Genomic DNA, 11,704 nt, shown 5'->3' with positions numbered 1-11,704 from the left:
CGATTAAGTCTTTCGTCTCAACCGAGGCCGCGCATTCTACAGCAGCCTTTCAACCTGTCAAGCTGTTTTTGAAGAATTTTTCGTTTCTTCTCAACCGCTTGCGCTTCCGACATCGCTTCCGATCTCATCAGCGGGAGGCGCATTCTACAGCGTTCAAAACCGCTGTCAACCACCTCCTTTCTAGCGCTTTCGACTCCGCAGAATCGAAGCACTGACAGAGCCAAACCGCCACCCTGCCAGCCCGGCGCATTCTAACTGAATCCGCCGCCGATGCAGTCTTTTATTTCGTTCAACTCTTTGATTTTCAAGGAGTTTTCCGAGAGGACTGCACCGGAAGAGGCGCGCATTATAAGGACCCTGAACGGGCCGTCAACTGCTTTCGGAACATATTCCTGGGCACGTCCTCTAACTATACATAGGCAATAGCTGAACCTGCAGCCCATCAGCGTCACACACCACGCGCGCCCAAGCAGATCCTCGGCCAATGAGATGGCCGAACATACAGACGCTCCACTTCAGCATCCAGCCAATCGCTCAAGCCGGCCCAGGCGACGTCTCCCCATCTTCAATAGCAGCTGGTCTTAGAGCCCTGGGTCGGAGCTGGAGCAGGACCCGCCCCCCCCTTGCAGGGCCTGATCAAACCGCCCATTGCAAGGCGCCCGGCGCAGGTTGTCCGCTACCGACCATCTCCGCCGAACTGCGCCAACGCGGTCAGCCCAGCCCGGTTACCGACCAGATAGTGCGCGATCGCCTGGCGATGATCGCCACACACCTACCCGGGGAGGATACCGAGAAGCAGAGCGCGCTTGTCCTCTCAGCCATGGTCGGTGCTCTGGTGCTGTCGCGCAGCGTCAACGACCGGAGCTAGCGGAGCTGCTACGAACCGCTACCCGCGGTCTACTGCGCAGCAGACCGGGGACTGATCCGGCCGACGAGAGTCTCGTCCACTTCTATGACCATCCACGTTAGCGGCTAGCTGCTCGCCCACTCCTCTACGTTGCCAGGTCTCCGCGCCAGTTGCGCCCGGCAACACGACCTTGCCCTGCAAACCCTTGCCGGCGCCCGCATTCAGGGCTTCGGCGCCGCATCCTCGAAACGGTCCACCGTACGCAGACTGCGGAAGCCCCACATCCAGCCACCGACTACACCGAGCGTGCACAGGCTGCCCAGCAGCGCTGCCGGTACGGCGCCGAACCAGGCGGCGCTGCTGCCTGCGCGGAACTCGCCCAGCTCGTTGGAGGAGCCGATGAACAGCATGTTCACCGCATTCACCCGGCCGCGCATCACGTCCGGGGTTGAGAACTGGATCAGCGAGGAGCGGATGTACATGCTCACCATGTCCGCCCCGCCCGCCACCACCAGCGCAGCGAACGATAGCCAGAACAGGCTGGACAACGAGAACACCAGATTGGCCACACCGAACACCGCTACCGCGATGAACATGCTCATGCCCACATGGCGGTTAAACGGCCGCAGGCTCAGGTAGAAGCCGACCAGAACCTCGCCGATGGCCATGGCACTGCGCAGGATGCCGAGGCCGGTCGGCCCCACGTGCAGCACCTCCTGGGCATACACCGGCAACAACGCCACCACGCCGCCCAGCAGCACAGCGAACAGATCCAGCGAGATAGTGCCGAGGATAATCGGCCGCGAGCGAATGAACTGAATGCCGGCGGTAAAGCGTCTCCAGGCGGTCGCTTCCAACGGTTTGCTGTCCTCGCGGTAACGCACCTGCACCAGGCTCAGCATCAACACGCCGGCAGCAAAGAACAGCAGACACAGCGAGTAGGTCAGTTCGCCGCCACCCAGCGCATAGAGCCCGCCGCCGATAACCGGACCGGAGATGGTCGAGGCGCGCACGATCATGCTGTTGGCTGCGATGGCCGCTGCCAGGCGCTCGCGCGGCACGATCTGCGGCAGCAGGCTGGACAGTGCCGGCCCGGTAAAGGCGCGAGCACAACCGTAGGCCACCAGCACGCCGTAGAACGCCTCGACCGGCCCGTGAACCAGCGACAGCCAGAGCAACACGCCGGCACATACCGCCTCCACCGCCCAACTCAGGCCGAGAATCCACTTGCGGTCGTAGCGATCGATCAGGTCGCCGGCCGGCAGCAACAGGAACAGCATCGGCAGAAACTGCGCCAGACCGACATAGGCCAGGCTCATCGGGTCGCGCGTCAGGTCATAGACCTGCCAGGCCACCACCACGGCCATGATCTGCACGGCGAACATGGCCAGCACGCGGGCAGCAAGGAACGGCAAAAAACCGGGCTGGCGATAGACGGAAGGTTCGGCGGACACGACGCAAGTCCCCAGGCAGAAAAGAGGCTGCGCAATCTACTGGATGAAAAGCTGTCCAGGCAAACAGGTTGCTACCCCTGGCCGCCAGGCTAGCGGTTCAGCTCGTACGCACAGATATTCACGGTGGTAGCCAGGTTCAGTGATTCGATGGTGCCACAGCCGACAATGGTGAACGGCCGCGCGCCCAGCGCGCCCAACTGCTCGCGGGGTACGCCACGGGCCTCGTTGCCGAACAGATAGCAATCGAAGTCGGCGAAGCCGGCGGACTGCAACGGCTCGCCCTGCATATCCAGGCAGGCGATGCGCGGGAAGCGCTCCGGCAGCGCGCCCAGCTCGACATCCAGCTCCAGCGGCACATGGAAGATCGCCCCCATGCTGGAGCGCACCACCTTGGGATTGTAGGGATCGACGCTGCCAGGGCTGAGCAGGCAGCGCAGGCCGCCAAACCAGGCCAGCGTGCGCAAAATGGTGCCGAGATTACCCGGGTCCTGCACCTCGTGCAGGTAGATGGCGCGCTCGCCCGCAGAGACCGGCGCGGCGCTCTCCAACATAGGCACCACGGCGATGATGCCCTGCGGCGTCTTGGTGTCGGAGATCTGCGCCATCTGCCGCTCGCTGATCACCTGGGTCTTGAACGGGCTTTCCCACTGTTCATGAGCCTCGGTGACATACAGCTGGCTGCGCTGCAGCAACGGGTTGTGCTGCGCCGCCTTCTGCAGCTCCAGCACCAGATGCTCGCCTTCCACCAGGAAGTGGCCGAACTCGGCGCGGTACTTCTTCTGCTGCAGCTTCTTGATGTCGTCGAGTTTCATCAGTGGCCCGCCAGGATCGCCTTGGCCACCGCCTCGGCGACCTTGATGCCATCCACCCCCGCCGAGAGGATGCCGCCGGCGTACCCGGCGCCCTCGCCGGCCGGGTACAGGCCCTTGAGGTTGAGGCTCTGCAGGGTCTCGTTGTCGCGGGTGATGCGCACAGGCGAGCTGGTACGGGTTTCGATACCGGTCAGCACCGCGTCATCCCGGTCGAAGCCGCGGATCTGCTTGCCGAAAGCCGGTAGCGCCTCGCGAATGGCCTCGATGGCGTAGTCCGGCAGCGACGACGCAAGGTCGCCCAGGCGCACGCCGGGTTTGTACGAAGGCTCCACCTCGCCGAACTCGCTGGACGGCGTGCCGCGGATGAAATCCCCCACCAGCTGCGCCGGCGCACAGTAGTCGCGCCCACCCAGTTCATAGGCACGCGATTCGAGACGTTCCTGGAACTCCACGCCAGCCAGCGGGCCACCGGGGAAGTCCTGCTCCGGGTTGATGCCGACGACGATGCCCGAGTTGGCGTTGCGCTCGTTGCGCGAGTACTGACTCATGCCGTTGGTAACCACGCGCTCCGGCTCGGAGGTGGCGGCCACCACGGTGCCGCCCGGGCACATGCAGAAGCTGTACACGGCGCGACCGTTCTTGGCGTGGTGTACCAGCTTGTAGTCAGCGGCACCCAGCTCCGGGTGGCCGGCGTACTTGCCCAGGCGCGCCTGGTCGATCAGCGATTGCGGGTGCTCGATACGGAAGCCGATGGCGAAAGGCTTGGCCTCAATGAACACGCCCTGGCGATGCAGCATGCGGAAGGTATCGCGCGAGCTGTGCCCGAGCGCCAGCACCACATGGCGGCTGCGCAGGGTCTCGCCACTGGCCAGCACCACGCCTTCGAGCTGGCCATCACTGATCAGCAGGTCGGTCACCTTGCTCTCGAAACGCACTTCGCCGCCGAGCGCGATGATCTCCTCGCGCATGGCCGCCACCACGCCTGTCAGGCGGAAGGTGCCGATGTGCGGCTTGCTCACGTACATGATCTCTTCCGGCGCGCCGGCACGGACGAACTCATGCATTACCTTGCGCCCGTAGAACTTGGGGTCCTTGATCTGGCTGTAAAGCTTGCCGTCGGAGAACAGCCCCGCCCCACCCTCGCCGAACTGCACGTTGGACTCGGGCGTCAGGGTCTTCTTGCGCCATAGCGCCCAGGTATCCTTGGTACGCCGGCGTACATCCTTGCCACGCTCCAGCACGATCGGCTTGAAACCCATCTGCGCCAGCAGCAGTGCGGCGAACAGGCCACAGGGGCCGAAACCCACCACGATGGGCCGCTCGCTCAGCCCGGCCGGCGCCTGACCGACCGGGTAGTAATTCGTGTCCGGCGCCGGGCGCACGTGCGGATCATCGGCGAAGCGCGCCAGCAGGGCCGCCTCGTCGCGCACTTCCAGGTCGATGATGTAGATGAACAGGATCACGCTGTTCTTCTTGCGCGCGTCATAGCTGCGCTTGAACACGGTGAAGTTCAGCAGGTCGGCGTCGGCGATACCCAGGCGACGGACGATGGCCTGACGCAATTCGCCAGCGGCATGGTCGAGGGGCAGGGACAGTTCGGTGATGCGAATCATGGCGGTATCCTGGCCGGTGACTCCGGCAAAGGAGGCAATAGAAGGTAGGTAAGCGCGCAATTGTAGCCGCCGCCGCGCGCCTCTGTCAGGGCCGTGTGGCCCGCGGATTTAACCTGAGCGGCACTCTCGGCTTATAATCGCCACCACTGTGCGCCCTGCACCGCTCCAAGGCAGCGCGCCTCTCACTCGCTTCTCCGTGCCTGGCCCCCTCATGAAACGCTCCAAAAGCAGCAGCCGCTGGCTGAACGAACACGTCAACGACCCTTACGTCAAACGCGCGCAGAAGGATGGCTACCGCTCGCGGGCCAGCTACAAGCTGCTCGAGCTGAACGAGAAGGACAAGCTGATCCGCCCCGGCATGCTGGTCATGGACCTGGGCTCGGCACCCGGTGGCTGGTCGCAGGTGGCGGGCAAGATCGTCGGCGACAGCGGCCGGGTCATCGCCAGCGACATCCTGCCGATGGACCCGCTGGACAATGTCGACTTCATCCAGGGCGACTTCACCGAAGACAGCGTGTTCCAGCAGATTCTCGCCACGCTCGACGGCCGCCAGCCCGACCTGATCATCTCCGATATCGCCCCCAACATCAGCGGCGTCGCCGTCGCCGACCAGGCCGCGTCGATGTACCTGGTCGAACTCACCCTCGACATGGTGCGCCAGGTGCTCAAGCCCGGCGGCAACTACGCGGTCAAGGTGTTCCAGGGCGAAGGCTCGGAAGCCTTCCTCAAGGACGTGCGCAGCTCGTTCGAGAAAGTCATGATCCGCAAGCCGGAAGCCTCGCGCCCGCGCTCGCGCGAGGTGTACCTGGTAGGCAAAGGCTTCAAGGGGTAAGGCGGCGCAACTGTCGCCACTTTCGGCCGGAATCAGACGCTTGTCCTTGGGTCCGGCACGGCCACATGTCATGCTGCTGCATTGCTTGTCAGCATGCGCAGGGATTGCAGCGACACCTGTCGCCGCCCGACTAGCGTTCCAAAAAGCTGCGCGGGATGACCTCGCGCCGCGAATCAACCACGAGGCTGTGAACTGAACAATGGGTTTTGAGCAACTAGCTGAGCTACGCGACCGCCTGCGGGCCGAAAAAGAGCAGGTGAAGACCGATAGCCCGAAGCCGCGCAAACGGCAGCCCTCCCCACAAAAGAGCCCTCGCGAGCAGGACCCTGCGGTGGAGGCCATCTGGCGCTTGCAGAAGCACTTCCCGCTGGCCTTCCCGGTCAACCCGGCGCCCAAGGTTCCGCTCAAGGAAGGCATTCTCAAAGATGCCGAGCAACACCTGGAACTGCTTGGCATCACCAGCGAACAGCTCAAGCAGGGCATCGCCACCTGGTGCCGCGGCAGTCGATACTGGGCCAGCATGACCGAGAACGCACCGCGCCTGGACCTTAACGGCCAGCCAGCGGGCGTGGTAACCGCCAACCAGGCGCTGCATGCCAAGCAGCAGGCCAAGCGACAGCGCGGGCAGGCCCGACGAGCTCAGGCCAAGCCGAAAGCGGCTGCCCAGGCCCCCGCCGCTGACGTAGTGGCAGAACAGGCCGAGGGCTAGCCCCTGGCGTGGCATCGAGTCTTCAGCCACCGATAAAGCGGCTGCCCCCCAGCTAAAGCCCCAAGTAAAAAAGCCCCTGGCCTCACGACCAGGGGCTTTTTGCTTTTCTCTGCCGGGCCAGGCGCTACGCACTCGAGCTTGTCGGCAACAACAGCGGGCGTTGGCGATCTACAGCCCCCGCATCGCCTGCTGACAGCCCTCAGAAACCGCGCAAATTGCTCTCATCGAGCCCCACAGCTGACTTCAGCATCTTCAGGATCACCAGCGCAAACGCCCGGCTCTTGGTCTCGTTATCCAGCACTTCCAACGACATCTTTTCGTTGTCGGTCATGGCGTCAAGCACGGTATCGAGCACCCGCTTGGGGAACAGGCCGTGCATCACTTGCTCCACCGAGTGGTTGTTGACCTGAGCCATCACATCTTCCTGGCGGCTGATGCGGTTGGCGATGCCGGTGAGGAATTGCAGCTGGTCCTCATCACTCACCTCGGCGCCGAAGATATCGTTCAGCGCCTCGATGATTTCCGATAGCCGCTTCTTCTCCGGATCATGGGGCTTGCCGCTGCCCAACCCCGTGGCCGGTTCGAGGCCGTAGTCGCCTTGCTCCTCGCTCAAGCGCAGCTGATGCTCGGCGCGCTTGGTCAGGCGGTAGTGGGTCAGTTGCAGTTCGCCCACGTCCACGTCTTCCTGCTCCAGGCGATCCACGCGCAGCAGCGGATAGAGGTTTCGGGCGAACACGCTCAGTTGCTCCAGCTCGCGATCCTCATAGGGAATGATCTGCGAGAGGAACTCGTACAGGCGCACAAAGCTCTGCAGGTTCTTGCGGAACAGGTCGAGCTGATCCACCTGCTCGCCGGCTTCCTTGACAGCTGCTTCGGCTTTTTTCAGGCCGGCGCTGTCGCCGTTCTTCTCGGCGGTACGCTTGAAGTCCAGCGCGTGCTGGCGTGATTCCTGAGCCAACTTGTAGCGTTTGGCAAAGCGCTCCTTGGCCGGCGCGCAGTAGTAGCTGAGTTTGCTGGCTGCGGCTTTCGGGTCGAAGAAGGCCAGCGCGAACGCCGTCACTTCCTCCCAGTGGTAAATGCCCTCGGCATCCAGCTTCTTCTGCAGGTCATAGATGAGCTGCGGGTCGGTTACGTCGGTCAGCTCGGCCTTGGTGTAGTACGGCAGGAAGGCGTCGAGAATGTCCTGGGCGTCGTTGAAAAAGTCGAGGATGAAGGTCGGCTTGCTGTCGCCGAAGGTGCGGTTCAGCCGCGACAGGGTTTGCACGCAGTCCACGCCCTGCAGCTTCTTGTCCACGTACATGGCGCATAGCTTGGGCTGATCGAAGCCGGTCTGGTACTTGTTGGCGGCGATCATCACGTTGAAGTCCTGGGTGTCGAAGGCTTCAGCCAGGTCACGTCCATTCAGGCCGGGATTTAGCAGGCTGCTGCTTTCCGTCACCTCTTCGGGGATCACCCCATCCGGCAGCACGCTGCCGGAGAAGGCCACCAGCGGATGCACATCGTTGTAGCCCACCTGCTTCACATAGGCCTGCACCGCCAACTGATAGCGCACTGCCTCCTGCCGACTGCTGGTGACCACCATGGCCTTGGCCTGGCCGCCCAGCAGGTGGCGGATATTGGCGCGGAAGTGCTCGACGATCACCTCCACCTTCTGGCTGATGTTGTACGGATGCAGGCGCACCCAGCGCGCCAGCTTCATGCGCGCCTTTTTCGAGTCCACTTCCTCGTCGTCGCCGTCCGGGTGGGCGATCTTCCAGGCGGTGCTGTAGGTGGTGTAGTTCTGCAGCACATCGAGGATGAAACCTTCCTCGATGGCCTGGCGCATGGAGTACAGGTGGAACGCTTCGGGCTTGTTGTCGGCGCTCACCGGTAGCGCCGGATTGGCCGGGCGACCGAACAGCTCCAGGGTCTTGGCCTTGGGCGTGGCGGTAAAGGCGTAGTAGCTGATGCGTTCGTTGGGCGCGCGTGCGGCCACGGCGGCGTCCAGCAGCTCTTCGGCGCTGATCTCTTCGGCCTCTGGCGCATCGCTGCCGAGTATCTGCTTGAGCTTGCTGGCCGATGAGCCGGTCTGCGAGGAATGCGCCTCGTCGGCGATCACCGCATAGCGGCCGCTGGCCAACTTGGGGTACTTGTCCAGCGCATCGAACAGCGCCGGGAAGGTCTGGATGGTGACGATGATGATGCGCGTCTGCTCGGCCAGCGCTTCGGCCAGTTGCTCGGACTTGCTCTGGCTGCCGATATCGCGGGTGATGCACTTGACCACGCCCTGGGCGTGCTCGAACTGGTAGATGGTGTCCTGCAGCTGCTTGTCCAGCACGGTGCGGTCGGTAATCACGATCACCGAATTGAACAGCCGCTGGCCCTCGGCATCGTAGAGCGAGGCCAGTTGATGCGCCGTCCAGGCAATCGAGTTGGACTTGCCGGAACCTGCGCTGTGCTGGATCAGATAACGCTTGCCCGGCCCTTCGGCGCGGGTGGTTTCGATCAGCGTGTTGACCACTTCCCACTGGTGGTAGCGCGGGAAGATCAGGGTTTCCTTGGTCACCCGATTGCCGTCGGCATCTTCCTTCACGCTCTTCTGCAGGTGCAGGAAGCGGCCCAGCACCTTGAGCCAGGCATCCGGCTGGAAAAGGCGCTGCCACAGGTAGCCGGTGGCGTACTGGCTGTCATCCGGCGCAGGCGGGTTGCCGGCGCCGCCGTCGAGGCTGCCCAGGTTGAACGGCAGGAAGAAGGTCTCCTTGCCGGCCAGCTTAGTGGTCATCGCCACCTCATCCTGGCTCACGGCAAAGTGCACTAGCGCACCGCGTTTGAAGGTCAGCAGCGGCTCGGGCTTGGACTACCCCCGCTCCGGTAGACATCCCCGGCCTATGCTTTGGACTACCCCCGCTCCGGTAGACATTTTCCGGCCTCATAACGAGGCGCTTTCAAAGGCCTCGGGACTGACGCCACCCAAGTGACTGTGGCGTCGGGTTCGGTTGTAGAAAACCTCGATGTAGTCGAACACATCAGCCCTAGCCAGGTCGCGGGTTTTATAGATGCGTTTACGGATGCGCTCTTTCTTCAGGCTGCTGAAAAAGGACTCGGCCACCGCATTATCCCAGCAGTTACCGCGGCGACTCATGCTGGGCTCCAGGTTGTTGGCAGCGCAGAAACGTTTCCAGTCATCACTGCCGTACTGGCTACCCTGATCGGAGTGAACAATGACCCGACTCTTAGGCTTGCGCCGCCAGAGCGCCATGAGTAGCGCGTCCAGGGCCAGCTCGCGGGTCAGTGTCGGCTTCATCGACCAACCGACCACCTTGCGTGCATAGAGATCCACCACCACAGCCAAGTACAGCCAGCCCTGCCAGGTACGGATGTAGGTGATGTCGGTCACCCAAGCCTTGTTGGGAGCATCGACAGTGAATTCACGGTTGAGATGGTTGGGTGCGATTATCGAGGGCCGCCCAGCGATTGGGCGTGGCGCCTTGTAGCCCCGCAGGGCCTTGATCTTGTGGGCACGCATCAGACGAGCGACGCGGTGTTTGCCGCAAGTTTCACCGGCTTCCCGCAGGTCGCCAAAGACCCGGCGTGCGCCGTAAACACCACGACTGGCCGCGTAGGAGTCGCGGATCAGTTGCAGCAACCGGTGGTTTTCCTGCTCACGATCAGAAACGGGCTTGTGCAGCCATTGATAGAACCCGGCACGAGCAATCCGCAATACCCGGCACATCGTGGTGATGGCGTGCTGGTGGCGATGCTCGTTCATGAAGCGGTACTTCACTCGGGCTCCCTGGCAAAGTACCGCGCGGCTTTTTTTAAGATATCCCGCTCTTCTTCAAGGCGGCGCATCTGGGCTCGCAACCGTAGGATTTCACTCTTGGCTTCGAGCAGTTCGCTGGCCTGCTTCTCCGACTTATCGGGGGTGACGACCTTCACCCATTTGTAGAGGCTGTGAGTAGAGACTCCGAGGCGCGCGGCGATCTCCGCTACTGAATATCCGCGCTCAACGACCTGTCTGACGGCTTCTGCCTTGAATTCCGGGGTGAATCGCTGGGTGCTCATAGACTTCCTCCTATGCTCAAAGCATAGGCCGGGGATGTCTACCGGAGCGGGGGTAGTCCACCAGAGCTTGGAGAGTGTCTAGGAAAGCTGGGGCGATTCAAGGAGCTCTGCGTAGTTATAGATAACTATCTTGTTAGTAACAGTGAAAAAGAAAAGATAGACCAAGAAGATGAATTATCCTTCTTAACCTTCCAAAAATTCCAAAACCTAGCCAAAGCCAAACACTACCGAAAGAAAATCAGTCTACCGGCATGGAAAAAACTACCAGACCATCTCAAGCACGTTTTTAGAACAGCTGCCTGCGGCCGGGATAAAAGCTCTATCGCCCTTAGCTGCAACCTCTCCCACCTGACTGCCACACGAGCAAACAGCTCATATAGAGGGGCCGCAGATTACATTGGCAGAAAGCTGCGATATCTGGCGATTGAGCTTGGCCTCCCCCCAATGATTGCACTCACACTTGAAGACTCCACCAATAGAAAAGGCAATAACCCTGGACTTCATTTTCATGCGGCCCTCAGAGCTCCGGCTGAAAAAATCAGTCAGCTGACCAAGCGACTGAAGCAAGTGTTTGCCGAAGACTATATCGAAGCTTGGAATAACAAAGCCGTTTGTATTAAACCTATTAGAACCACCGGAGGATGGGCAGCATATTGCACAGCGACATTGAACACGCCAGACCAATGCCTTGAGGCCGCCACATTTGCAAGTAAGCAAGCAAGCCAGGCCGGGGAAGAGCTTTATAACGAGTTTAAAAAATGGCTGCAAGGCATTCCCACGTTGAAAACTCTGAAAAATGAAATCAACAGCCTGAAGAAGCTCTCGATTAGCGCTCCTGCCTGCCCGAATTTAGTTTTGTTGATTGAGCAACACCGTGCTCGAAAGGTACTGACTAGGCGAGAACGCTACAGAAGAACCTGGGACTATAAAAAACAGGCAGCCAACGACCCGGAAGTATTTCGCCGGAAACTTGCCGAGAGACTCGGATATGAGCAGTACGCTGACCAGAATGGAGAGATAAAGCAAACCACTCAAAGCCCAGAAAAATGCGCACCAGAAACGCTCTATAAGCTCGAACATGCGACGATCTCACCCAGCAGCACCCGGAGTACTGCAGCAAGCCCAATCGAGCTTATAGAGCGCTACAGAGGGCATCCCGAGTTTGCTAAGTGGGCATCTTACATAGAGCAAGAGGAATTACCTGAAGACCTCTTCGACTTAGAGACAGAGCTAAGCTAGCTAGATAAAAAGGGGGTAATTTCACCCCCTTTTTAACATCCACAATAAACCTTAATAATTTTATCTATGCGCAGTCACACAATCCGAAACAAGAGCTTGTCAAAGTCTTAGAAACCAACGCCAACACCAACCCTATACAAGTCTAAAAGCCGAC

General features: G+C 61.1%; 7 protein-coding genes and 1 pseudogene. 3 read left to right on the top strand and 5 right to left on the bottom strand.

What is annotated here, in order from left to right:
- Window positions 1–1,068: 1,068 nt before the first annotated feature.
- From ACOAPY_RS09525 to ACOAPY_RS09515, 3 genes are all read right to left on the bottom strand, one after another.
- On the bottom strand, window positions 1,069–2,301 hold the full coding sequence (locus tag ACOAPY_RS09525) for an MFS transporter (RefSeq protein WP_465156431.1): 1,233 nt from the start codon (window positions 2,299–2,301) through the stop codon (window positions 1,069–1,071).
- Between the two features lie 89 nt (window positions 2,302–2,390).
- Window positions 2,391–3,113 (bottom strand): TrmH family RNA methyltransferase, encoded by a 723-nt coding sequence (locus tag ACOAPY_RS09520; protein ID WP_465156429.1) that lies wholly within the window; start codon window positions 3,111–3,113, stop codon window positions 2,391–2,393.
- The gene (locus ACOAPY_RS09515; RefSeq protein WP_465156426.1) at window positions 3,113–4,726 is read right to left on the bottom strand and encodes an NAD(P)/FAD-dependent oxidoreductase; all 1,614 of its coding nucleotides are present in this window, start codon (window positions 4,724–4,726) and stop codon (window positions 3,113–3,115) included. The genes ACOAPY_RS09520 and ACOAPY_RS09515 overlap by 1 nt, the downstream gene beginning before the upstream one ends.
- A gap of 211 nt (window positions 4,727–4,937) precedes the next feature.
- Between ACOAPY_RS09515 and rlmE the strand changes: the two genes are divergently transcribed.
- Window positions 4,938–5,558 carry a 23S rRNA (uridine(2552)-2'-O)-methyltransferase RlmE gene (rlmE, locus tag ACOAPY_RS09510; RefSeq protein WP_465156424.1) on the top strand — a complete coding sequence of 207 codons (621 nt, stop codon included), beginning with the start codon at window positions 4,938–4,940 and terminating at the stop codon, window positions 5,556–5,558.
- Between the two features lie 199 nt (window positions 5,559–5,757).
- Window positions 5,758–6,267, top strand: coding sequence for a ProQ/FinO family protein (locus tag ACOAPY_RS09505; RefSeq protein ID WP_280003578.1), 510 nt, complete (start codon window positions 5,758–5,760; stop codon window positions 6,265–6,267).
- 199 nt (window positions 6,268–6,466) lie between these two features.
- On the opposite strand, the pseudogene ACOAPY_RS09500 reads toward ACOAPY_RS09505, so the two are convergent.
- Both ACOAPY_RS09500 and ACOAPY_RS09495 read right to left on the bottom strand, forming a co-directional pair.
- A pseudogene (locus ACOAPY_RS09500) lies at window positions 6,467–9,100 on the bottom strand (type I restriction endonuclease subunit R); the annotation flags it as partial.
- 75 nt (window positions 9,101–9,175) lie between these two features.
- Window positions 9,176–10,311, bottom strand: a protein-coding gene (locus ACOAPY_RS09495; protein ID WP_465155687.1) for an IS3 family transposase whose coding sequence is annotated in 2 segments (ribosomal slippage) — window positions 9,176–10,059 and window positions 10,059–10,311 — 1,137 coding nt in all. Because the reading frame shifts where the segments join, the coding sequence is not laid out codon by codon here.
- Between the two features lie 444 nt (window positions 10,312–10,755).
- Here ACOAPY_RS09495 and ACOAPY_RS09490 point away from each other — a divergent pair.
- Window positions 10,756–11,550: a hypothetical protein gene (locus ACOAPY_RS09490; protein ID WP_465156422.1), complete on the top strand. Its 795-nt coding sequence runs from the start codon at window positions 10,756–10,758 to the stop codon at window positions 11,548–11,550.
- Window positions 11,551–11,704 lie beyond the last annotated feature (154 nt).

Origin of the sequence: Pseudomonas stagnisoli, assembly GCF_048595745.1 — a bacterium.
GTDB classification, from domain to species: Bacteria; Pseudomonadota; Gammaproteobacteria; order Pseudomonadales; family Pseudomonadaceae; genus Aquipseudomonas; species Aquipseudomonas alcaligenes_A.
The sequence above is the reverse complement of the archived record's forward strand: the minus strand, read 5'-3'. Positions and strand labels throughout refer to the sequence as shown.